Here is a 21402-nt window from a genome sequence, read left to right on the forward strand (position 1 = left end):
AGCTTAGCTACCTGATAGCCGAACAGTCGCAAGCGACCCGGAAGACGTAGCAGGGATCGTGGGATGTCGGGAGGGACCTGGCGTTCAGATCGTCTCCTCACGCTCCTGATGCCGAGCTGAATCAAACGTCTGAGATCTCGAAGCGAGCGCCACCATCGCGACCGGTGGTGACGTCGATCTCCCAGCCGTGGGCTTCGACGATTCGTTTGACGATCGCGAGCCCGAACCCGGTACCCTCTTGATGGGTCGTGTATCCGCTCTCGAAGATATCGTCTCGTTCGTCCTCCGGGATACCGGGGCCTGTATCCTCAATGTAGAAGCCGCCGTCGAGGGAGCCGACGCGAATTGTGACCCCGCCGCCGTGTTCGATGGCGTTCCGGTACAGGTTCTCGAACACCTGGATGAGCCGACTGTGGTCAGCGTCGATCCGGACGCTCGATTCGATCTCGAGGGCAGCGGATTCCGTTGCGACGTTGTTCCAGGCTTGATTAGCGATCGCACGAAGCTCAACCGGTTCCGTTTCACCGACGGCATCGCCTTCGCGAGCGAGTGTCAACATATCCTTGATGAGCCGTTCCATCCGATCGAGCGCGCTGTCGATGGCGTCGACGTGGTCTATCTCGCCGGTCATCTGTATGAGCTCCAGGCGACCCTGGGCGACGTTCAGGGGATTTCGGAGGTCGTGCGAGAGGATGCTGGCGAACTCTTCGAGTCGGTCGCGTTCGCGTCGGATAGTCGACTCGGCCTCGATTCGCTGGAGGGCCGTCGTGACGTGCGTTGCGAGCATCTCGGCGACCTCTTCATCGCGGTCGGTGAATGCTGCTGGCTCTGGCGCAAACGCCTGCACCACCCCATACTCCCCGAGAGGAATGCTCAACAGCGACCGTGGTTCCGTTGGGTCCGCGTCCGGCAGTGATCCCCCGTCCTGGAGCGAGGATCGCGCTGCCGAGCGCGTATCCGTTAGATCCTCCAGTCGGAGCACCTCGCCTGACTGGTAGCTCTGCCCCGCGTAGCCGAGGGTTGCAGACACCGGCTCACACTCCTCGAGGGATTCGTGGTCCGAACTGGCGGCCGGCACGAGCTGGTCCCCGTCCGCGATCGCCACGCGGGCGACAGCGGCCGGAAAGACGTCAACAGCCCCGTCGGCAGTGCGTTGGTACACCTGTTCTTTGGATGCTGCCCTGGTGATCTCGGTCGCGACCTCGTGCAGCTGCGTGACTTTCGACGTGTGGTCACGAAGCTGCTCCTCGGCTGCTTTTCGGTCGGAAATGTCCTGAATAACGCCCGTAAAGAGGTGGTCGTCGCCTACGACGTATTCGCCAAAACTGACTTCGACAGGGAATTCCTCGCCGTCGGCGCGCAACCCGGCCAATTCGAGGCCATCCAAGTCGACAGTTCGCCTATCGTTAGAGAGGTACTGAGACAGCCCCTCGAGATGCGCCTCACGGAAGCGGGCCGGCATCAGCTTCGTCAGCGGCTCGCCGACGAGGTCCGTCGTGGGATACCCGAAGAGAGTTTCAGTCGCGTCGTTCGCGTAGCGAATCGTACTCGTCTCGTCGATCGAGATGACCGCGAACGACGAGTTCTCCGTTAGTGCCCGGAAGCGATTTTCTGAGAGTTCAAGTTGATGCTCCCGCGTTTGGAGTCCTGTGGCATAGTAGCCGAGAAGCACACCGGCAGCCATGAAGATGCCAGCGCCATTGAGATTCAACACGACCGGTTCCCCGGATGGAACCTGTTCGAGCGAGATGATGAAGACGAACCAGAGATTGACAGCCACGCCGACGAGGCCACCACCCAGCGTCCACTTCGAAAGTTGTCTGACACGGGCTACTGGTGACGTTCTTGCGAGCCATATCCCGCCGACGATGAGTCCGATGCCGACGGCGAACGGGGCCGCGACCTCGATGAAGTCGATAAGTGGCTCGTCGGTGTCTGTCGCGGCTCGGGCGAGCGTGACCAGGAGAAGCACCACTCCAAGGATGGTGACCGACCATTGACTCACCGCCCGAGACCAATCCCTCATCTGAAAGATATAGTAGATTCTAGCTTCATAATTTGCCTGATTGGGGAACGGACGTAATTCCACGCCTCACATCAGCTACAACGGGAATTGGAACGTTCGGAAGTCGATATTCCACGAATAGCATGCTATTGGGCCTCCGAATGTCCGCCTTGGGGATCGACGATTTCGACAGCATCACCTGTAACGGCGAGCTGAATCCCCTCGACAGTGACACGAACCTCGACTGCTCCACTGGATCCCGCTACCAGCTGCTCGAATGCTTCGACGTCGAGATAGTCGTGTAACTGGTACTGGTCGCGGTCCACTCCACATGATTCCAACGTCTCGATAATCTCTACAGTGAGGGTTTGTGGTGAGGACTGATCCATTTCAATACTCGTGGAGTAGGGTGGGTAGCCGTTAAAACGTTGGGAGTCAACCATAGAAGCTTATCGCTCTGCTACTTGACTTAGCGCGTTCGGGATAGCGTCGGCGCAACCACAAGCGATTATGCGCTTTGACGCCGACTGGATGTCTCGCGCTGATGACCGCATTCTGGAGCATCTATCTGAAGCCGGCCCCGATACCCCAAAGGAAATGGCGGACAGCGACCGTGTCCGCTTCTCTCGGCAACACATCAATGCCCGCTGCAAGACGCTGGTCAAATACGGACTCCTTGTCCACCTCGGCAACGGCGTCTACGACATCACGCGAACGGGAGAGCAGTATCTCGCCGGCGAACTCGACGCTCGTGACCTCGAAGCTGACTGAACCTACCCTTCCAGAAGCGTGACTAACTGGGCGACGTACGGGCTGTTGTCCCAGCTCCGGTGGGGGCTGATCACGCGAAGTAGCGTTCGCGCCTCCTCGTGGGTCATGTGGCCGTTCCGGGCGTAGTCGCAGATAAGCCGCGGTGTCGGGACGATACGCGGCCCCTGGAGCACAGCGTGAATCAGTGGGAAGTTCGTGCCGCCAAATTCGTCGGTGAGAAAGCCGTCGACGTCGAGCGCGTTCGCGAGGACGATGCCATCAGTTTCGCCGTCGTCGAGGCCGAACGTCGGTCGCGCATCCGGGGTGTCGTCGCGCGCATACGGATCTTCGACCGTATAGTGGTCACGGGCCGCGAGGACGTTACTCGCCGCAGCGGCGTGGATATCCTGATATTGCGTGATATCGCGGAGTTCTGCGACCACTTCCGGAGGGACGATCACGTCACAGGAGGTGAGCAGGTACTGGAACGGGTCCGGAACGTCGGACCCGACCGCTGCATCTGCACAAGGCACGGCGAGACTGACAAGCGCGCTCGTGTCAGCGACGACCGTTCGCAGTCGCTGGCCGCTCATCGATCGTCATCACTGGTCTCGACCGTCGTCACATCCCCTTCGTAGATGTCGACGTCGTCAGGGGCAGCGAGATCGAGCGGCTCGTCCTCGAGATCCGCTTTGAGGAGACGGAGTCGCTGGGCGGTCTCGGCGCCGACCAGTTGCTTGACCGTCTCGAACTCGAGCTGGTCGTCGTAGTACTTCGTCGCGACCAGCTCTTGGAACGTCTCGCTGTCGGCCGTGTCTTCGATGTACTCGCGGATGGCCTCGACGAGGAGATCTGTCCGGTCCTTGTCGAAGAGGTCGGCGATGGCATCCAGCCGGTCGACGAGGTACTCCGGCGACTGGAAGTGAACCCGCCGGGGATCGTCGCTTGCGCTCATTCTATGTGCAAGTTCTGCACATAGGCGCATAACGGTTTCGGCGTAGCCACAGCGCTTGCACATCAGTGCGCGGGAGAAGGGACTCGCTCACGTCGGTTTCAGTCGTCGTCCTGTGCGTTCAGTTCGTCGAGGAACTGGCCAGCGGTCGTCCCGACACGAACACCGTCGAAGTTGGACATTTCGAGGCCGTGAGTAGCGGTCCGGAAAGGCGTGCCGTCGACGAGAACGCGATGGATAACAGTTCGGACGGGGCCGGTCCCGTACCTGTCGACGACAGTAGCCATCATCTCGTCGAGATGTGCGTCCCGGTGCTCCGTCCGGGGATGCTGTGCGCGTTCGAGCACGAGTTCGACTACATCGTCAACTGATGCGTGCTCGGGATTCTTCGTTCGTTCACGAACGTCGTAGAGAGCGTCGTTATCGGGCATTCCTAATCACTTCGAAGGATCCTCCACGGTGTTAGGGCTCTTCGAGCAACGAGCGAGCTCGCTGCACGTAACTGTTCGCGCCCCAGCTACGGGCGTCGCTGATCGCATCGAGGAGCAGCCGCGCATCAGCAGTTGATAGTTGTTCAGTTCGAACGAGAACCGAGAGTAGCGTCGGTGTCGTGACGAGCCGAGTATCAGCGAGTGAGGCGTGGATCAAGCCAAGTTGGTTGAATTCGTCACAGAGGAAGAGCGCAGCATTGAGATTATTCGCGAGCGTGACCGCCGCGTTTTCACCGTCATCGAGGGGGAACTCGGCATCGAGGTCCACCGACTGTGTCGTGAATGACTCCGTTTGGTCGAGGACGGCGGACGCGGCGTGTCCATGGACGTCATCGTAGGAGGCGATCTCTTGGAGTTCATCGATGACCGCCGTTGGGACGACGACCTCGTACCGGGAGAGACAGAGTGCGAGTGGATCGGGGTCGTCGTCAGTAACGATGCCGAGACTCACGAGGGCGGAGGCGTCTGCGATAAGCCGCGACATCTATGCGTCGGCGACCTCGTCGATGAAGTCCTCGTCCAACTGCTGTTTCAACACGCGGAGGTTTGCCGCCTCCTCGGCGCCGACGAGCGCTTTGAGTTGCTCGAAGGTGATCTCATCGTCGTAATAGGCGGCGGCGATCTCCTGGGTGAGTGCGTCGTCGTGAGCGGCGTCTTGGAGGTACTCCCGAAGCGCGGTCACGAGGACGTCTGTTCGGTCTTCCCCGAGGACTGCGGCCAGTGCATCGGCGCGGTCGATGAGCCGATTGGGGGCCCGAAACTGCACGCGCTTCTTATCGGTGCTCATGATGTGTACATTGTGAGCCAACGCACTTAGCCGTTTTCGTGTGTACGATGTGAGCCTCACTCGGACGACCGTCACTCGGCCACGAGATGCTCCTTGAGATTACGTGTCCAGTACGTTGCGAGCCCCCCTGGACTACAGTGCTCGCACAGTTGGAGCGCCCCCTCGAGATGGCCGAGTTCGACACGGAACCGGGTAAGTGCCGCGAGGGCGTCGACGACCAGTCCGCACCCGTCGCAGGCGTGGTGGTCGCGCTCGTCCGGATCCGACCGCGTCTGGGTGGCGCAGTCGACACAGATTGGGTGCGTCACCCGTTCGTCTTTCCCCCACGTATGCGCCTCGCCCATCTCGGAGCCGGGCGGTGATTCGCAGAACGCACACCCGGAGAGCGTCTGTTGCATCAGTTGTCCTCCGTGTCGGCGTCGATGGCGGCCTGCCAGCCGCGATGGAACACGGCGAGTTGGATGATCGAGTCGAAGGGCGTGCTACTGGGCTCGTGGACGAGAATGCGTTGGTTTGGGATCGGCGCCACCACATCGTCCTCGACGAGGTCGCCAACGAGACGGCGGGCAGTCGCCTCGTCGATGTCCGCCGTCGCGACTCGGGACGCATCCCGGTCCTGTGCAACGAGTTCGGTTTCGAGCCGGTCGTAGTCGCCTGTCGTGTCGTCGATGGTATCTTGACCAGACATAGGAATTCACGCTTCTGCACGCGCTTCGAGCGCGCCTCACGCCTCCTGGCGCCGATAAACACGCCTGCGGTGCGGGCACGATGTCCTACGTCAGCGATCTGCCTCCAGCTAGCCGTTCCTGGTTGGAAGGGAGCATGACGCTACTCCAACACCTACTGTAAGCCACCCCTTGCTGTCGGTCTGTTAGAGTGCGATCACGAGCCCGGTCACGAGTGTCACGAGTCCGAGTGCCAGCCACGTCGTCCGCGCTGCAAGGCGCTGCCAAACCCGCCTCCCCAGCTGGCGGAGTTGATCACGGAGGGCTGCCTGCCGTTCTGTTTCGAGGACCGCGACTTCGTCGTAGTAGTCGCGGCGCTCTGCGGGAAGCGTCCGGAGTGTCGTCTGGCACTCGCTGCAGGTGTATTCGAACTCTGCTCGGACGTGCTGGCGGCGGAATTCTTGCTCGCCGCCCTCGTCGTAGCCTGTGACCTCGTACACAAGGAGTTTCGAGACGAATCGACGGTTCCCACACTCCGGACATTGGTCCATCTTGAGCGTTGGTGTTCCATCCTCGCTGCTCGCATCGTCTGGCCACGACGGCTGCGAATCTGTGTCCTCGGTCTCTCTCGGTGGACTCGTGTGGTTTTCTGACGGCGATGCACTCGCTGTCTCGGAGTTACTGAACGTAGACATGGATTCACCTGTGACTGCACTCAGCTGACACCTGGCTGGACACCACGGCGACTATCGTGGTGGTGCCCATCGTGCTGAGCGCCGTCACCCTTGGTCGGCGCGATAAACGCCACTGCGGGGGAGTCGTCTAGTCGTCCCACAGTACTGCAATCCGGTCTTCGACCTCGTCGAGGACCAGTTGCAGGACATCACGATGATCGGTCGGCCAGGAGTCATCATCACCGGGCGTCGGGGCGGTGGGTGGGGGATGGAAGTGGTCGCGCGTATTGTGGGGGTTCGGATGCCGATCCCATCGACATTCCCAGGTGTGCTCCGAATGGACCTCTCGATAGTGGATTGTGAAGTCGTCGTTCGTGTACCAGCGGACAGTCAGGGTAGCGTCGTCGACGGGCGCTGGGTAGTACGACTGGGCAAAGACGACCTGAAGCTCGAAATGGCCGCTTGCATCCGTGATGGCCGCGTGGGAGACCTGCCTCGTCGCTTGGAGCCGTGTCTGAAGGAACTCGAGGATGGGACGATCGATGGGGGCAGGGCTCCCGCCATCGCCTGTCGGTGGCACCATCGAGCGGGCTACCCGGATGTCTGTTTGCGCTCGTCACCCGTGCGTTGCTGGCGCGCCCGTTCGTAGCAGTCTCGCTCTTCGCGGGCGGTCGCCCAGTCGGCGAGGTCGCTGTATACGTCGTCGATGGTCCGTTCGTCGCTGCCCTCTGCGGCGGCGACGGCATCGACGGCGGCCGGTGACGCGGCGTCGTACGCCTCCTCATACTCGGTGATGCGCGTCGTGAGTTCACGAACGCGTTCCTGCAGTTCCTCGACGGAATGGTCGGCTGCGAGCTGATTAATTCGTCGCCACTCGAAGTACGCGTTGTTGCGCTCGTAGGTGGCTGGATGGCCGTCGTGGCGGGTGACGATGCCGAGGTCGTCGAACCAGCCCAGATACTTTCGGGCGGTCTTGGGGTCACAGTCGGCGCTGTCGGCGATCGCGCTTGCCGTCGTCGGCTCGCGGGTCTGCAGGATGGTGCCGTAGATGCGTTGTTCGACGTCGTCGCTGGCGAACGCATCCTCGAAGGGAGGTGGCCCATCGGCGGCGTCTGTCTCGGACATACTCAGAATTGCAGGTCTAAGGATATAGTTCTTATTTCGGGGAATAGTTTCCCGAACAACAGTATCCTGCGATAGCCCCCATTTTGCGGCGAGATTGAGCGTAGTTAACCAACAAATCGCGTGGTAGAGCGAGTCTGTTGGTTAATTTTCTTGGCTCGCGGAACCTGAACGCTCGAGGGAGGGCTTTTCGGATGGCGGTGAAGCGGCGCCACTACTCGGACCGACCACCGAAGAATCGATTCAACAAAGAGGCTGGCTTTGGGTCATCATCGGTCTCGTCCCCCGTACCGGAGTCTTCCTCGTGGGACTGCTCAGTTTCCTCGTCACGGGCATCGAGTTCGTCGGTGAGTCGTTCGATTTCTGCTTCGAGGGTCTCGATCCGCTCAGTCTTCTGTTCGAGTGTTGCCTCGAGTTCGTCGACGCGCTCGCTCAACAAGCGGTTTTTCTCCGCCAGATACGCACGACTCCGGTCTGTCTCGGCAGGCGTCCCGCCAGCTGTGACACCGTCAGGTGTGCCGTGGGGATCTGCAGCGTCGTCGCCGGCGTCCGGGTCGTAGAACTCCGACGTGGTTGCAATCGCTCGCTCGATGGTCTTCTCGCCGTACGTCGACCCGTCAGCGTAGTGGACCTCGTCCCACTTCTCCCGCATCAATCCCGACTGGCGGAACAGCTGCTCCATTTGGGTCCGGTCACCACCGGTCCAGAACGCCAGCAAACAGCACAGCGCCATGTCGGCCTCGGACTGACTGTCGTAGCCGACCGTATTCCCGTTCCAGAGCCGCTCGAACTTCTCGCCGTTCGATGCGTTTCGCGCTTTCTTGAGGAGGTCCTCGTCTTCGAGGTCGACGTCAACGTCGACGTCGACCGCATCGGTCGTCGGTGACCGGGCGGCAGCGCCACCACGCTGCTCGGACTCGGGTGCTGTGTCACGCTCGGTGTCCTGGACGTACTCGCGGTGAATCGCTGTGAGCGCGTCCTGCCGGCGTGCAACGCGCGTTGGGGTCCGCTCGACGTGGTCGCCAGTAACGGTGAAAAAGCGTGCCGTGTCGTACAGTTCGACGCTCCCGCGACGGTTCCGCCCGTCGGGGAGTGTGCCGGTAATCAGGACGTGATAGCCGGTACCGGACGGTGACACCTCCGTATAGGAGTCGAGTCGTGTGATGATGTCCAGCGCCGCGTCGTCGACGTCGTCTGTATCGGGATCGCGGCAGTCGTCTAGATCGACGCCGACGATGGGATCGTCGTCAGTAAACACGAACCCGATGCCATCGGCGTGCTCTGTCTCGGTGTAGTCGAGTGCTGCCTCGAAACTCGCCCAGGTCTCCGACGCTGTTGCTGACGCGAACCCCCCAGCCCCTGGCGTCACCGGAATCTTCGTCGGCTTGCCGTCCCGCTCCTCTTCGCGCCAGCACACCCACTGGTCCCGTTCGCGTAGCGTCTCCGGAATCGCCTCCGATTCGTCGATACTAATCTCACTCATCCTCACATAGCACCTCGCATGGCTCTCACTGGCTCTGAGCCAGCACAGACTTCACGCTGCTCTACGTCTCGATCCAATCCCTTGGTCCCAACGGGGACCCCCCGTTCTATCCTAGTTGGTTTTTGCCGTAACAGATCATTCAAATCAGCGAAATCCTGGGTCTGAGGCTCCCGATACGTGCATACAGCAAAATCTCTCCAGAATGCTTGTGTTACGGCATTTTGGTTGATTGCCGTAACCCCTCTCAGTCTGCTGATTTCGGTGCTGCGGAGACGATATGCCTCGATGATTCCGTAACGCGAGAGGCATTTCCTGTTATACAAACTCAAATTCGCATGTACGGTATATTTGGCGCTGAGTGTGGATTGCATTGTATTCACTTCCAGCTCTATTCTGATTTGAGTGCAAGCCCCTCGTAGTATCGAACAGAGTCGCCGTTCTCATTGTCTGTGTTCCGCTCGAACGTGACATAGTTCCCGAGGCGACGGCCGAACCAGGGTTTGCTATCTGTATCAATCCCGTGAGCCTCAGCCCACTGCTCGTAGATTTCGTAGACATTTCCGGCGGCTACTCTGCTTTCCGGGTCTTCGACGAGGTGTGTCTCTGCGAATCGCTCAACAACCGCCTCTGGATCATCAGCAATCTCGTCAATCGATGGCTGAGGCGTCTGCTGAATATGGTCCGCCTGTTCTCCTGTCGTTTCTTCGCACCCACTTGTGGTGACGGTATCGAGTAAGGTGTCCATCGAGTACGTACCGTCAGTATCGTACACGACCGGGTCGCCTTCCTCAGGGAGAATGACGATAGCGTACGACGTGGGACTATAATCGGGTGTCTGGAGTTCGGCTTCGGGGACGAATGGCTTCTTGATACGCACCCAATCGTCCTCGAACGCCGATTTCGTCTCGTAGATGTGTTGCTCACCGTGCTCGTATACGACGTACTCGTCGGCAGCGTGGTCGTAGCTGTAGATGGCTGGAACACGGTCCTTCGAGAGTTTTTCAAGCGACGGGAGGCGGATGTGTTCCGTCCCGCTGGCATCACGAAGGACGATCTCGGCGCCATCACGCTGCCAGATGTTCTGGGTCCCGTTCTCGTCCCCGGTCGCTGGTCGGACAGCCGTCACTCCACCTTCTTCGGTTGCCCCGCCGTTGAACGCGAGATTCGAGTCAGTCGTGTAGAACCGCGTCTCACCATTCTGGAGGGTACGAACGGGTGGTGTGAGAATGCCGTCGACACGCTCGGCCCACTCAGTTTCGTCGTTTCCTGGTCGAACGACAAACAGCGGGATATCTCCTGCTTCTTGGGCTTTCCGGAGATTTGTGAGTACCTTTGCGGGATTCTCGGGTGTCGTCGTTTCGACTTCGATGGCGAATCGATCGGCAACGTCGGGGTGGCTCGCCCTCGCGTCAGGTTTCTCGCTGCCATCCTGTGCGAGGATCGAGACAGTGAAACCGAGTGCAGTGAGTTCTTCCTCGATCTGGCGGAGTGCTGCGTCGTGAGCACTTCCACCAGCGGCCTGCACGTCACCAGTATCGGGTGTTGCGACCTCTTCTCCGGCTTCAGTGAGCCGGATGCGGAGCTCGTCGGCGTCGATATCGACGGTCGTATCGAGGTATCGTGATCGTTCTCGGATGTCCGCGAGTGCATCATACGACGGCGGCTCGGCGTCGACGTCGTCGAAGAGCCGTCTGAGTTCGTCGTCAACTGCTTCAACGGCTACCCAGCCGTTCTCCTCGCGGCACCCCTCTCGAAGCTGGAGACTCCGGACCACCGTCGCAATCGCGACGTCCAGGTCGTCACTCCCGATATCGAGGACCTCGTGTCCGTCGGCAGGTGTGCTCGTTGTTGCGGTGTCTGGCTCAGCCGGCACACCGTGTTCATCGCTGATGTGCTCGTGCATCGAGGAGAGCGTCTCAGTGAACTGCTCCTCTTCACGCTCAGTGAGCGGGGATTCGCTCTCGGGGTGGCCCGGTGGAATCGGGAGTGGTTCGAGACTGAACGGATACGGCCCCGTTTCACCGAACGTCGGGCTTGGCAAGCTGGCGATCCACTCTCCGCGCGGCAACGAACGGATCCGATTGGCGAAATCCGCAGGGTCCATCTCTTCGTGGGCCATCGCACGTGCCAGTTCCCGGTCGACGTTGATTTTCCCGATGAGCGAACTGCCGATGTTGTTCAGAGCATTCAGGTAGATCTTCCGCCCACCTTCAGCCTCCATCTGTTCGGGGAACTGCATCGACAGGCCAACAGAGAGCCGGAATCCCCGGCCTTTCTCGAGGAGATCATTCATGATGTCGGAGACCACGACCGACGCTGCCTCGTCGACGAGCAAGTTCACGACGTAGTCGTCCGAGTGCTGGGAGAGGGCCTGTTTGCGGTCCTTGAGAGCTGCATCGAGATTCGTCAGGATCACACCGGTCATAATCCGGGCGGCGTCGTCGCGCAGGTCGCCGAGGTCGAAGAGGATGACCGTATCCTCATCGAGGACATCCCGAAAGTCGAACTGGTTCTCGGTATTGTTGAAGATCTGCCGCAGGTGCGTATCCTGTGAAATGTACGCAAGGCGGTTTCCGACACCACCCATCACGTTCGCGAAGGTGTTCGGATCTAACTGGAGTTGCCGTCGAATCGTCCGCGTGACCTCCTCGTCGCTCGACCGTGGGGCGTTGCCGATGTTTTCGTTCGGTGGCCCGGCCTCCCAGAGCTGGTCGACGACGTGTTCGAGCTGTCGGTGGGCGAAATAGTCCGTCGACGCTCGGTACAGCCCGTTTTCACGGCCGTATTCCTCGTCGAACAGGGCCTTGATGAGTGTCTTGATGAGAGTCGGGGCCACAGTCGCCCGCTCGTAGCGGTCGGTTCCCATCACGAGCTTCAAAATCTCTTCGTAGTGGTCGGCCTTCCGTTGGACGGCGTCTTCGCGGCGCCGTCCGCTCTCCATCGACGGTTCGAGATCGAAAAACGAGAACCCGGGGAGGACGTCCGGGATTGGGAAGTGGACGACGTTCTCTTCGAGGTCGGTCATTCCGAACCGACGCGCGTGAGCTCGCATATAATTCTGGGCCATATCGTCGTTCTTCGGGATGATGAGGATCGTCGGCCCCTCGGTGTTGTCGTACAGCGACAGCATATCGTTGATGAGGGCTTTCGATTTCCCAGAGCCGGTTGTTCCGAACCGGCCGTAATGAGTGGGCAACAGTCCGGGTGGAATGTGTGTCGGCACGTCTTCGGCCTCGCCGGTGTCGTCGAGGGCATACCCGATTGCCATCCCGTCTCGGAACTCACCCATAAGGTCCTGGTGCGGACGGGGCAACGGATTCCGACTCTGCTGTTCCGCACGCGTCCCACGTGCCCCCTCGACAGTAAGCTGCTCCGAGGAGGGGACGAGGACGAAGTGCGCGAGTTCTCGACCACTCAGGACGAACTCCGGTCGGGTCGTCCCACGACCGGTCGTGATCTCACGATCCAAGAGCCGCTGCAGCGCCGCTCGTGCGTTCCGTTCTTTTGTGGCTGCCCGCAAGCCGCTGTCACGTATTCGTTCGGCTGCAACCTGGTAGTACGGCCCGTCAAGCGGGTCGAATACTGGGACAAGTGACTGTATCCGCTCATCGAGATCATCGCGACCGTTACCACCGGATGGAATCCCGACTGCTCGGATGTTCGCGGTGAACGACCGCTTCGGATTTTTCGCCTCGATTGCTGCGACACGTTTTGCAACCGCGTCGCTCAGCTGGTTTCTGTCCCGGTTCTCCGGCTGATCGTCAAGTTCGAAGAGGGAGCCAATAATCTCCTGAGCGAGTGTGTCTCGGCCGTCGATGACGTCCTCCTTGCGAAGGTCGGCATCGGACTGCCAGCTCTCGCGTCGCTGGAAGACGACTTGGAATGCTACTGGTGCTGTCGCCTCCATTAGGTGGTCGACGAGCGACGCGAGCGCACCTCCTGGCTGATCGACGGCTGGGAGTTCCGCTTCGTCGTCTGCAGTAAATGGCGAGAGTGAGGTCATCCAGTCTTGCTTCCGAGTTGCCGACCCTTGCCACCGCACGCCGAGTGGGGAGACGGATTCGGTCGCTGGCCGCGCGAGTATCGTCCCCTCCGATGTTACCGTTGGTTTGGCAAGCGTCGTGAGTGGCTCATCCTCGGGAATCGCATCTGGTGGGGCGAGTTCGAGGGCAGTATCGCCGATCTCGATGATGTGGTCGGCAGACTGATCACCGACCGTTCCTCCATCCGCGACCGATTCGGCGTCCCCTGGCCCCGATTGTTTGTTGTCGTCAGTGCCACGTTCGTATTGCTCGTCAGGGTCGAATTCGTACTGGAGGTCGCCCGCCTCATAGTGCTCGACGAATGTCTCGCGGTCGAATTCGACAGGCTGTACGAGTCGGGATGCGATGTCGACCTCGGTACGCTCGATGTCGAACGTCTCGGGATAGACCGACCGGAGCCGCTTCTCAAGGGTATCCAGATGGTCGTCGGCACCGTAGTAGAATTCGACGGGGTCATCTTTCCCCTCGCTGAGCGCGAGGAATTCGAAGCGTAGCGGTGTGTCGCTATGTAGCGGATTGAGTTTGTCAGCTAGCCCTGTCGAGTCCGTGGAGGTCAGTTTGTGGAGGCTCTCCAGTGCCTGCGGCAGACGCTCCGGATTGAGCCGTTCGGAGGTTGGCGTCACGCGAAGGTACTCACGCATCGCCGTCACCTCCCGCTGCGCCACCATCAGTCTCTGCTGGCGTCTGCTCAGGTGGGCGTTGTCCGTTGTCGGTCGCTCGGCTTTCAATATCGTCTTGGAACGCCTGCACCTCCGCGTCCACAGCATTCTCACCAGTCCCCGGGAGTGAGTCTCGCCGTTGCTCGGTTGGCTCGAAGTCGATGACCTGCTTCTCCTTGGGCATCGCTTTGACCTGAATGCCGCGCCACTCGCCGTCGACGCCCACGAGGGCCTCGGAGAAACCGGCGTCCTCGTTGCCAGGAACGGCGTCCTGAACGAACCGCATCTGCGCGTAGTTCAGCCCGAACTCGTCGGCCCACTCCTTGTCCATCCCGTCGAGGCGGTGGAACTGCTTGACCGCACACTGGTCCAGGATGGCCTCAGATTCGGCGTGCTCGAAGAACTCGTCGACGGTCTGCGTGACCAGTCGGATCGAGAGGTCGTGGTGACGGTGGTGGCGGAACACCGTCTCGAGGAACGCTAGACTCGCGGCGTCCTGCATGATGTAGCGGGCCTCGTCGATGTAGAACACGACCTCCTTCTCCGAGACCTTCGCTCGCTCGTAGACCAGCGAGATGAGCAGCTGCATGGTCAGCGCCGTACTGCTGTCGACGCTCCCCTCCTGCTGGGCGAGGTCGAGATAGATGACCTTCTCGTCCCGGATGTCGAAGTCGGATTCCTGGCCGAGGTTGGCGTGGCGACCGTCGTCCTCGAAGGGGCGGAGCTGGTCGAGGAGCCACGTCGCATCCTCCTTGATCTTCCCGGCCTCCTCGTCGGATCGGACAACGAACTCCTCGGGGTCGTCGACCATATCCTCGAAGACGTCCATCATGTCACGGATGGTCGGACTCGGATTGTCGTGCGTCGAGATGTCGTCGGTGATGCCCTGACGCTTGTAGGCACGTTTGAGGGCGAGTTCGAGCGTCGTCCGCCGGTCGCCCAGTGAGATACCACGAAGGGCGAAGAAGTTCGTGAGGAAGCTCATCGCGTCGTCGAGCTTCTCGTTGAACGGGCTGGCGTCCTCGCCCATCGCTCGCTGGACGTGCTCGGGCGTCTCTCGAATCTCCAGGGGATTGAGGCCGAGCGTCCCGCCGACCGTGATCCGTTTGGCATCGAGGGCTTCGGCGACGCCGGCCCAGTTGTTCAGCGGCTCGAGGATGATGCCGATACGGTCCTTGCTCTGCTCGATAGAGCGGATGAAGTTCTGCTTGGAACTGAACGACTTCCCCGAGCCCGTGTCGCCGACGGTGAACATCGCGTACCCGTTATCTCGGGCAAACGGATCGATGACCACCGGGCTCTGGTTGTCCTTGTGAATCCCGAACTCGACGCCGCCCTCCTCAAGGATCGTCGCGTTGTGCGGTGAGGAGAGTAACGCGCCGACAGCCCCGCCCAAGGCGATCGATGTCCGGCCGAACTCGTTGTCGCCGATGGGTGCGGCGGACTGGAGGGCGAGGTCCTGCCGGCAAATTGCGGTCTTCGGCGTGAGGTTCGCCGGGTCGTCGCGGAGCGCACTCTTGACCGTCTGGACAGCGTCTCTGAGCCCGTCTTTCTCGTCGGCCCGGACGGTGATGAACATCCCCTGGTCGAAGACGTTCGCGCCGTTCTCGACGGCCTTGTACGTCGCTGCGGCCTCGTTGGCGCGCTCTTGGAGATAGGCGCTCCGGATACTCTGTTCGAGGTCAGCATCGACCTGGAGGTCGTCAGCGATGTCCTGTAGTTCGTTCCGGGCTCGCTCCTGATTTTTCGGCGTGATGTGGGCCGTCAGATCGAACTGGACGTCGGTCATCTCGAAGAGGTCGCTCAGATACCCGTCGTTGGGATAGTCGGCATAGTTAGCGATGTACAGCGTCGTCGTCCACTGCTCGCCGACCCGTGCGGCTCGCGTTTCCCACTCGACAGCTCCGGGCGCGGTGACGGTTTTGTGCGACTCGGAGATGTCGTCGAGGAGCTTGCGTTCGGCCTCGCCTTCTTCGAGTGTCTCCTCGTCGAGGACATCGGTGAAGTCCACGTCTGGTTCATCATCCGCAGTGAAGCGGTCCCAGAGGTACTTACTGCCGGCGCCAAGGCCGAGACCCACTACAAGGGCAAGTACTGCACTCTCTGCTGGCGTCAGATTCTGGAGCCACCCGGCGACGGAGCCAAGCGCGCCACCACCAGTCTGGAGGATCACGTTACGCATCGTGTGGGTCCTCCCGGCGCGAGTGGCCGATGATCGATTGGTCGCGAACGGTACGCTCCGCCTCGTCGTAGTCGTGTTCGCGGCCGTTCCAGAAGTCCATATTCAGGACGAACAGCTCGACCGTGCTGAGCCGGCGTGCGGACCAGCCAGACGCCTGCTGGATGAACTCCGACCGTACGTCGTTGACTCGGCTATCCAGTTTCTCGAACATCTGTGCGCGGCGCTCGACGTCGGTGAGGTCCTCGCGGCGGGTGACAAACGGGTTGAACAGGAACCCGATGACCGGGAACTGAGTCAGCTTCTCGGCGGGGGTGCCCTCGTCACGGAAGCGGTCGTACACTTCTATCGGACTGACTTCAACGCCGATGTAGTACCGGACCTGCTGAATACCCCGGTCACGCATCTCCTTCGGCCGTGTCTCTCGGTACTCTTCGAGGAGTTCCCGGAAAATCGGGTTCTCCGTGACGTCTTCGTCCGTGAGTCGATCCTCGATGGTCTCGGTGATCTGCTCGACCGGGAAGGAACGGGTTGTGGCGTGGAGTTTGAGCTTCGAGTCCAGCTCTTTGTTAGCGAACTCTTCGCCGGCGTCCTGCAGCTGCGCCCAGTCGTCGGACATCGCGAAGTCCATGTTGGCCGGATCGATCTCGATGAACGCCTCCATCGCGCCGTCTTCACGCTGGATGGCACCAGCGCCCGGCCACGCTCGCTTGATGTTCGTGAGGTCCTGTGTCCGCTCGTCCGGCTTGAACGGCGTGTAGTTTGCGAGTCCGCCTTCGTTCCGCTCTGACTCGTTGGTACTCGTGTCGGCGTCGGCGGGCGCACTGAACGTGACCTGAGGCCGTTTGAGATACCGATAGACGTCTTTGGTCCACGTCCAGGCGTTCAGGTGGGTTGGTGAGACGTAGATGACGGCAACGCCAAAGCCAAGCCCGCCAGCGACGAACGGGAGGGCCAGTGATTCGATCCCGGTGAGGCCAGCGATAAACAGCCCAATAATGGGGAAGGCGATGAGCATGCCGACGTCCCCTTCCTCGATATTGAGATACGGGATGCGACTCTCCTCGCCGAACTGATCCATGATGCGCCGTGCGGCCGCGTCTTGATCTGCTGACATTGTTAGTGGATTCCTCGATCAAACTCCATCCCACGGTCGTCACTCGCCGATTCCGCTGTCGCTCCACCAGGGTCATTCTCTGTTCGACGGTACGATGGCGTCCCGCCATCGTCTCCTCCATGCCCACCGCGGGCAGCTGCCTTTTGTGCGACGGCGTGGCCAGCGGCGGCTTTCGGCCCCCACCGAGCGGCGGTCGTCGCGACGCCGGCGCCACCGACATAGGCACCGGCGGCGACACCACCAACGAGTGCTGCGCCTTTCGTCGCACCGCCGACGACTTTGGCCGTCAACGGGGTCGCGTATTTGAACGTCTTCCACGTGATGTAGAGGGCGACCAGCGGGAGAGACGCAGCGACGAGATATTTGAGGAACGCTGTTCCTGGTGTGAGCGTTCCACCGCTGTAGATCAAATCGTATCCCTTGAGGACCATCGCAGCTGGGAGCGGGAGGACAGCCAACGGGACAAACCGTTTGCAGAACCCCATCGCGATATCGGATACGACCGGAATGTTTCCGTAGGCCAGTGCAAATGCAATCGGCATTCCGTACAGGTAGACATAGAGCAGGATCATCCGGATGTAGAACAGCGCCTCCAGCGCCCACATCGAAATTCCACCAATCACGGCGAACAATAGCCCCAGCCCTGGGTTTGTGATGGCTGCACCCAAGAACTGAAGCATTGCCGAGGCTACGGAGGAAAGCTCCGGCATCAGTGCAATGGTGAACCCGTCGACGAGGTAGAGCGCAAGAGTTCCAACCCAATACCACGTAATGATTAGAAAGGCCCCGACCCAGGCCGTCTTCTTCGTTTTTCGAGCTTCGTAGGTACTTCCAATATTGAAGATCCGAACCGTGTGACGCCCCTGGACACTCATCACGAGGAGCAAAAGGGACACCAGCATGATTTCGCCGCCGATGAGAGCATCGTGAATCGCTGGCCAGGGTGCGTTGGTTGGTTCACCGAAGACAAATGCTCCGTTCGTCTCTGGGGTCGGCGTTCCGAACATCCCCTCAGTCAGGGTCTCATACCCCGACCTGAGACCGTCCATGAACAGCCCGATGAACCAATCAACGACGCCTTTGATACCCTCAAGGACGACGTCAATGAGATCAACCATCGTCAGGCCTCCGTGATCGTGACCTCACAGTCAGTCATCTCGTCAGACCCGGAATACTGGACATCGTAGGTACTCGTGACCCGATTGCCACTGACTTGAGTCTCGACGATAACCGTGAACTGCCCGCTGTTTCCATCTGGGGAACACCCCATTCCGTCCTCACTCTCTGAACCGAACGGGAACGAGTTACTGAACAGGTCGGCCGTCTCGCCGGGGGAGACTACTACCCGGTCGGTTTCGTGCATTCCACTGCCTCTGGGGTTCTCAATTGGATTGGGAACGTCCCCGGAGAAGATTAGTTCAGTTATCGCTTCCGGACCACTTCCTGTGTTCTCTACCGTGACGAATGCCTCGCCATTCTTGATCCGGTCCGTCTCGCTCTCACCATAGACTTCGTCCCACGGCTTATCTGGATTATTCCGATAGAGTCCGACATCCTGTATCTGAATCTCTGGACGGAGTTCAGTCGTGGTCTCAACTACTGTCTCCTCGCCTTTCAACGCGAGTACGCGGTACTCACCGGGCGCATACGCGGTGCCGATCTCGAACGAGACCTGTTGAGCACCCGCGGCTACGTCACGCTTCCCGAATAGCTCGCCGTTCGGTTGGATGAGGTTGACCTGGTCAATGTCGGCCTCTTCGGAGAGTTCGACGACGAGTGTTGTCCCCTCGATAGCGATACGCGTGAGTGGGCCGTTGCCATCTGGAGAGGTCGTTCCGTCACCAGGCGTCCCAGAACCGCCATTGTCGTTCAGACAGCCAGCGACGCTTACGACCGCAGCACCTGCGACTGTTCGGAGGGCGGTTCGCCGACTGATGTGTGGGTGGTTTCTAGTCATGGACTATGGGTTCCGTTGGAAGATGTCTTCTGGACCGAGCATTCGGAGAAGCCGCTTGCCAGCGTAGAACATCACAAGAAACGGGATGAGCTGCCAGCCGACCTCGAAAATGAACGCGAACCAACCGTCGATGGTGCCGAGCGGGTGCCAGCGGGCAGTAGCCGTCGCACTCACATATGCGGGGTTGTGCCCGAGCCACGAACCCGGATGGTACCGAGCCGTGTAGATACCCGGCTTGTCGATCGTCACAATCGCTACCCCGGAGGCGTTGGTCTCAACACGTTGCTCCGCGATGGTGATGTAGCCGTTGCGAGTGTTCCCGCCGATTGGATATCGTCGGTCGGGATCGCTGAGCACGATTGGTGCGCCGGTCTCGTTATCCCGGAGCTCGATGCGGAGTGTGGCCTGGCTTTCGTTCTGCTGGAGCACCTCAACAGTCAGATTACTGCGCCGGAGCTGCCGCTCTGAGCCAGCGTCAGGTGCCACAATCGAGGCGTTCACACCCCGCACGATCCCCGCTACTTGGAGGGCGTTGCGGTCGACGTTCTCCGCGCGAACCGCAACACCGTACGTCGTCGTGTACGACTGGTTGACGATGTCGATGTTGATGTTCTCACCGAGCGTGCCGACCGGAGACGGTCGGTCAGTGCCCCAGGTGTCGATGATCTCTGGGCCATCGCGAACTGGTTCAGCACGCGGGCCGATTCGCGACGGGTACGCGTGAACATAGACCGGAATCGCATCCGACTCGACGGTGGCGCTGTCGGTCCGGTTCGACCTGACGAGTGTATCCCAGTTGGTGTTCCGAGCGGTGTAGAACCGCCAGACGCCACGCACTCGTGCGCTTCCATTCCCCGTCAGCGTGTACCCCTGCCACGGTCTGGACTGGAAGATAGCCACACCAGCGTCACCATTGGGATACTCGGCGTAGTAGGGGTACGCAGAGAGGTCGTAGATCTCGACGGCGATCGAGTCCGAGACGTTGAGCGACTCGGTACGATACGTGACCTCGACATCGGTCTCGTCGCCTCGGTCGATTCGCGTGGTCTTCTTCAGCCGGACGCTGATCTCGGCTTCAAGCGTGAGGTTTGCACTCCAGTCATCCTCGATCTGGTAGTCGAGGGCCGGCGTGTGCGAGCCGTCGCGCTCGACAATGGTTTCGCCGTCCTTCTGCAATCGAACCTCCTCGACCTCGTTGCTCGCGAGCGACCACTCGATCGTCCTGTTCCCCGAGGAGCTTCCGTTCGGGACGCGAACGCGATAGTCGACGAACCCCCGCATCGTGCCGTTCGGCGCGATATAGAGCGGGGTCTCACCCGACTCCAAGTGACCTCGCGTCGACGGCTGCACTGCGAACACTGTGGCGTGGGCGTCCTCGATAAACACGCCATCTTCGAGCGACGCGTGGCGCGGATGCACGGACGTATCCGACCCACCGGCTTCGAGATCAGCGAAATCGTTTCGCGTCCACGTTGCAGCTGTCGCCGGCGGGCGCGTGAACGTGATGTCCGTCCCGTTTGCGAGTTGGTGCATCGCGGTCCGGCTCTCGCCGTATCGCTGCTGGTACTCCTCCTGGGTGATGTAGTTGTCCGCGTCACGAGACCACAGCGTCGCTGATTCATTCTCAGTGAGCCCATTCCCCTCCGTGCCTGGCCGTGGCGGGCTTGCAGTGACGAGACCCGTGACTAGGCTCGTCACGAACAGGGCGGCCATTAGCACGGAGAGCTCTCGTTGTTTCATGGGGGCTCGCGACGGGGGTGGTAGTCGCCTACCAGGGGGCGAGGTCGACGCACTGCGCCAGCGGGAGGTTCATCATCGACCCAGCGACGGTGTAAAGTGGCCCGAGGGCGACGAGGACGACCGCAGACTTCATCGCGGAGCGCTTGTGGCGCTTGAGGCCCTTCTTTTGGTCGGGTGTGATCGTGAACATCTCGATGAGGGAGTCGGCCTGCCACACGACTGCGAGGCCGACAATGCCCAGCGCCGTGGTAAGCTGGAAGAAGCCCTCGATCATGCTGGGGAGGTTGTCCGCACTACAGACGGCATTCGTCTGTGCGGCGGCGGGTTCCACAGCGAACAGGCTCAGGGCGACGACGATGAACATAGCTTGCCTGGGAAGCCTACTCGATGCCGTGGACTGGCTGTCGGGGCGATTCGAAGCCGTCTCGGAGGGCGTATTGTCCTGTGACATAGCGGGTTACTCCTCTGCGTCGTCGACGAGTGCTTTCAGATCAGCGTAGCGGTTGGTCTCGTCGACGATCTCGTCTTTCGTGTAGCCCTGTTCGCGGGCCCGTTCGAAGAGATCTCGAAGCTCGTCGGGGTCGACGTCGCGAAGCTCCATTTCATCTCGGAGGGCGCGGCGATAGAGGGCGGAACCGTTGATATGGCTGTTCCACGTCAGGTACAGATCATCGATGTCTTCGATGGTGACTGCCCGTGTGATCATATGTGCGGGGTGGGTATGCACCGGTTGAGCCCCGGTCCATGGTGGTGCGATAGCTAGAAGATCGGTATATGC

22 protein-coding genes are annotated in these 21402 nt (G+C 60.6%); 1 reads left to right on the forward strand and 21 read right to left on the reverse strand.

What is annotated here, in order from left to right; genetic code table 11:
* Positions 1 to 121: 121 nt before the first annotated feature.
* A complete protein-coding gene (locus tag NL114_RS20770; protein ID WP_254824778.1) occupies positions 122 to 2005 on the reverse strand; it encodes a sensor histidine kinase in 1884 nt (627 codons plus the stop codon).
* Positions 2006 to 2151: 146 nt separating this feature from the next.
* Positions 2152 to 2448 (reverse strand): hypothetical protein, encoded by a 297-nt coding sequence (locus NL114_RS20775; protein WP_241686132.1) that lies wholly within the window; start codon positions 2446 to 2448, stop codon positions 2152 to 2154.
* Positions 2449 to 2515: 67 nt separating this feature from the next.
* On the opposite strand from NL114_RS20775, the gene NL114_RS20780 reads away from it, so the two are divergent.
* Positions 2516 to 2776, forward strand: a complete 261-nt coding sequence (locus NL114_RS20780) for a MarR family transcriptional regulator (RefSeq protein WP_254824779.1) — start codon at positions 2516 to 2518, stop codon at positions 2774 to 2776.
* A gap of 2 nt (positions 2777 to 2778) precedes the next feature.
* Here NL114_RS20780 and NL114_RS20785 read toward each other — a convergent pair whose 3' ends face one another.
* The 19 genes from NL114_RS20785 to NL114_RS20875 all read right to left on the reverse strand — a co-directional run bounded on the left by NL114_RS20785 (position 2779) and on the right by NL114_RS20875 (position 21330).
* Positions 2779 to 3348, reverse strand: a complete 570-nt coding sequence (locus NL114_RS20785; protein WP_254824780.1) for a hypothetical protein — start codon at positions 3346 to 3348, stop codon at positions 2779 to 2781.
* Positions 3345 to 3710: a hypothetical protein gene (locus NL114_RS20790; protein ID WP_254824781.1), complete on the reverse strand. Its 366-nt coding sequence runs from the start codon at positions 3708 to 3710 to the stop codon at positions 3345 to 3347. The genes NL114_RS20785 and NL114_RS20790 overlap by 4 nt, the downstream gene beginning before the upstream one ends.
* A 98-nt stretch (positions 3711 to 3808) precedes the next feature.
* Complete coding sequence (locus NL114_RS20795) at positions 3809 to 4138, reverse strand: DUF8158 family protein (RefSeq protein ID WP_254824782.1); 330 nt, start codon at positions 4136 to 4138, stop codon at positions 3809 to 3811.
* 31 nt (positions 4139 to 4169) lie between these two features.
* Positions 4170 to 4682 carry a PIN domain-containing protein gene (locus NL114_RS20800; RefSeq protein ID WP_254824783.1) on the reverse strand — a complete coding sequence of 171 codons (513 nt, stop codon included), beginning with the start codon at positions 4680 to 4682 and terminating at the stop codon, positions 4170 to 4172.
* Complete coding sequence (locus NL114_RS20805) at positions 4683 to 4985, reverse strand: hypothetical protein (RefSeq protein ID WP_066419238.1); 303 nt, start codon at positions 4983 to 4985, stop codon at positions 4683 to 4685.
* 71 nt (positions 4986 to 5056) lie between these two features.
* Complete coding sequence (locus NL114_RS20810) at positions 5057 to 5383, reverse strand: DUF7558 family protein (RefSeq protein ID WP_254824784.1); 327 nt, start codon at positions 5381 to 5383, stop codon at positions 5057 to 5059.
* Positions 5383 to 5673, reverse strand: a complete 291-nt coding sequence (locus tag NL114_RS20815; protein WP_254824785.1) for a DUF8069 family protein — start codon at positions 5671 to 5673, stop codon at positions 5383 to 5385. The genes NL114_RS20810 and NL114_RS20815 overlap by 1 nt, the downstream gene beginning before the upstream one ends.
* A 183-nt stretch (positions 5674 to 5856) precedes the next feature.
* The gene (locus NL114_RS20820) at positions 5857 to 6345 is read right to left on the reverse strand and encodes a hypothetical protein (RefSeq protein WP_254824786.1); all 489 of its coding nucleotides are present in this window, start codon (positions 6343 to 6345) and stop codon (positions 5857 to 5859) included.
* A 127-nt stretch (positions 6346 to 6472) separates the two neighbouring features.
* Positions 6473 to 6907 (reverse strand): toxin-antitoxin system TumE family protein, encoded by a 435-nt coding sequence (locus NL114_RS20825; RefSeq protein ID WP_254824787.1) that lies wholly within the window; start codon positions 6905 to 6907, stop codon positions 6473 to 6475.
* A gap of 8 nt (positions 6908 to 6915) precedes the next feature.
* Entirely contained in the window at positions 6916 to 7449 is a 534-nt protein-coding gene (locus NL114_RS20830; protein WP_254824788.1) for a DUF7342 family protein, read from the reverse strand.
* Between the two features lie 211 nt (positions 7450 to 7660).
* Positions 7661 to 8929 (reverse strand): phage NrS-1 polymerase family protein, encoded by a 1269-nt coding sequence (locus NL114_RS20835; protein ID WP_254824789.1) that lies wholly within the window; start codon positions 8927 to 8929, stop codon positions 7661 to 7663.
* A gap of 388 nt (positions 8930 to 9317) precedes the next feature.
* A complete protein-coding gene (locus NL114_RS20840) occupies positions 9318 to 13613 on the reverse strand; it encodes an ATP-binding protein (protein WP_254824790.1) in 4296 nt (1431 codons plus the stop codon).
* On the reverse strand, positions 13606 to 15813 hold the full coding sequence (locus tag NL114_RS20845) for a VirB4 family type IV secretion system protein (protein ID WP_254824791.1): 2208 nt from the start codon (positions 15811 to 15813) through the stop codon (positions 13606 to 13608). The genes NL114_RS20840 and NL114_RS20845 overlap by 8 nt, the downstream gene beginning before the upstream one ends.
* Entirely contained in the window at positions 15806 to 16927 is a 1122-nt protein-coding gene (locus tag NL114_RS20850) for a TraC-like domain-containing protein (RefSeq protein ID WP_254824792.1), read from the reverse strand. Before NL114_RS20850 ends, NL114_RS20845 begins: the two co-directional genes overlap by 8 nt.
* 2 nt (positions 16928 to 16929) lie before the next feature.
* On the reverse strand, positions 16930 to 18045 hold the full coding sequence (locus NL114_RS20855; RefSeq protein WP_254824793.1) for a TrbL/VirB6 family protein: 1116 nt from the start codon (positions 18043 to 18045) through the stop codon (positions 16930 to 16932).
* A 2-nt stretch (positions 18046 to 18047) separates the two neighbouring features.
* Entirely contained in the window at positions 18048 to 18884 is an 837-nt protein-coding gene (locus NL114_RS20860) for a hypothetical protein (RefSeq protein ID WP_254824794.1), read from the reverse strand.
* Positions 18885 to 18887: 3 nt separating this feature from the next.
* On the reverse strand, positions 18888 to 20624 hold the full coding sequence (locus NL114_RS20865) for a DUF8186 domain-containing protein (RefSeq protein WP_254824795.1): 1737 nt from the start codon (positions 20622 to 20624) through the stop codon (positions 18888 to 18890).
* Positions 20625 to 20652: 28 nt separating this feature from the next.
* On the reverse strand, positions 20653 to 21075 hold the full coding sequence (locus NL114_RS20870) for a DUF7985 family protein (protein WP_137685114.1): 423 nt from the start codon (positions 21073 to 21075) through the stop codon (positions 20653 to 20655).
* Between the two features lie 6 nt (positions 21076 to 21081).
* Positions 21082 to 21330 (reverse strand): hypothetical protein, encoded by a 249-nt coding sequence (locus tag NL114_RS20875; RefSeq protein WP_049987855.1) that lies wholly within the window; start codon positions 21328 to 21330, stop codon positions 21082 to 21084.
* Between the last annotated feature and the right edge of the window lie 72 nt (positions 21331 to 21402).

Origin of the sequence: Haloglomus halophilum (assembly GCF_024298885.1) — an archaeon.
Taxonomy (GTDB): domain Archaea; phylum Halobacteriota; class Halobacteria; order Halobacteriales; family Haloarculaceae; genus Haloglomus; species Haloglomus halophilum.

Coding starts and splice junctions, on each gene's coding strand:
- NL114_RS20845 (WP_254824791.1), bottom strand. CDS start 15,813: ATGCGTAACGTGATCCTCCAGACTGGTGGTGGCGCGCTTGGCTCCGTC.
- NL114_RS20835 (WP_254824789.1), bottom strand. CDS start 8,929: ATGAGTGAGATTAGTATCGACGAATCGGAGGCGATTCCGGAGACGCTA.
- NL114_RS20820 (WP_254824786.1), bottom strand. CDS start 6,345: ATGTCTACGTTCAGTAACTCCGAGACAGCGAGTGCATCGCCGTCAGAA.
- NL114_RS20810 (WP_254824784.1), bottom strand. CDS start 5,383: ATGCAACAGACGCTCTCCGGGTGTGCGTTCTGCGAATCACCGCCCGGC.
- NL114_RS20780 (WP_254824779.1), top strand. CDS start 2,516: ATGCGCTTTGACGCCGACTGGATGTCTCGCGCTGATGACCGCATTCTG.
- NL114_RS20830 (WP_254824788.1), bottom strand. CDS start 7,449: ATGTCCGAGACAGACGCCGCCGATGGGCCACCTCCCTTCGAGGATGCG.
- NL114_RS20855 (WP_254824793.1), bottom strand. CDS start 18,045: ATGGTTGATCTCATTGACGTCGTCCTTGAGGGTATCAAAGGCGTCGTT.
- NL114_RS20800 (WP_254824783.1), bottom strand. CDS start 4,682: ATGTCGCGGCTTATCGCAGACGCCTCCGCCCTCGTGAGTCTCGGCATC.
- NL114_RS20860 (WP_254824794.1), bottom strand. CDS start 18,884: ATGACTAGAAACCACCCACACATCAGTCGGCGAACCGCCCTCCGAACA.
- NL114_RS20825 (WP_254824787.1), bottom strand. CDS start 6,907: ATGGTGCCACCGACAGGCGATGGCGGGAGCCCTGCCCCCATCGATCGT.
- NL114_RS20785 (WP_254824780.1), bottom strand. CDS start 3,348: ATGAGCGGCCAGCGACTGCGAACGGTCGTCGCTGACACGAGCGCGCTT.
- NL114_RS20875 (WP_049987855.1), bottom strand. CDS start 21,330: ATGATCACACGGGCAGTCACCATCGAAGACATCGATGATCTGTACCTG.
- NL114_RS20795 (WP_254824782.1), bottom strand. CDS start 4,138: ATGCCCGATAACGACGCTCTCTACGACGTTCGTGAACGAACGAAGAAT.
- NL114_RS20850 (WP_254824792.1), bottom strand. CDS start 16,927: ATGTCAGCAGATCAAGACGCGGCCGCACGGCGCATCATGGATCAGTTC.
- NL114_RS20805 (WP_066419238.1), bottom strand. CDS start 4,985: ATGAGCACCGATAAGAAGCGCGTGCAGTTTCGGGCCCCCAATCGGCTC.
- NL114_RS20790 (WP_254824781.1), bottom strand. CDS start 3,710: ATGAGCGCAAGCGACGATCCCCGGCGGGTTCACTTCCAGTCGCCGGAG.
- NL114_RS20865 (WP_254824795.1), bottom strand. CDS start 20,624: ATGAAACAACGAGAGCTCTCCGTGCTAATGGCCGCCCTGTTCGTGACG.
- NL114_RS20870 (WP_137685114.1), bottom strand. CDS start 21,075: ATGTCACAGGACAATACGCCCTCCGAGACGGCTTCGAATCGCCCCGAC.
- NL114_RS20775 (WP_241686132.1), bottom strand. CDS start 2,448: ATGGTTGACTCCCAACGTTTTAACGGCTACCCACCCTACTCCACGAGT.
- NL114_RS20815 (WP_254824785.1), bottom strand. CDS start 5,673: ATGTCTGGTCAAGATACCATCGACGACACGACAGGCGACTACGACCGG.
- NL114_RS20840 (WP_254824790.1), bottom strand. CDS start 13,613: ATGCGTGAGTACCTTCGCGTGACGCCAACCTCCGAACGGCTCAATCCG.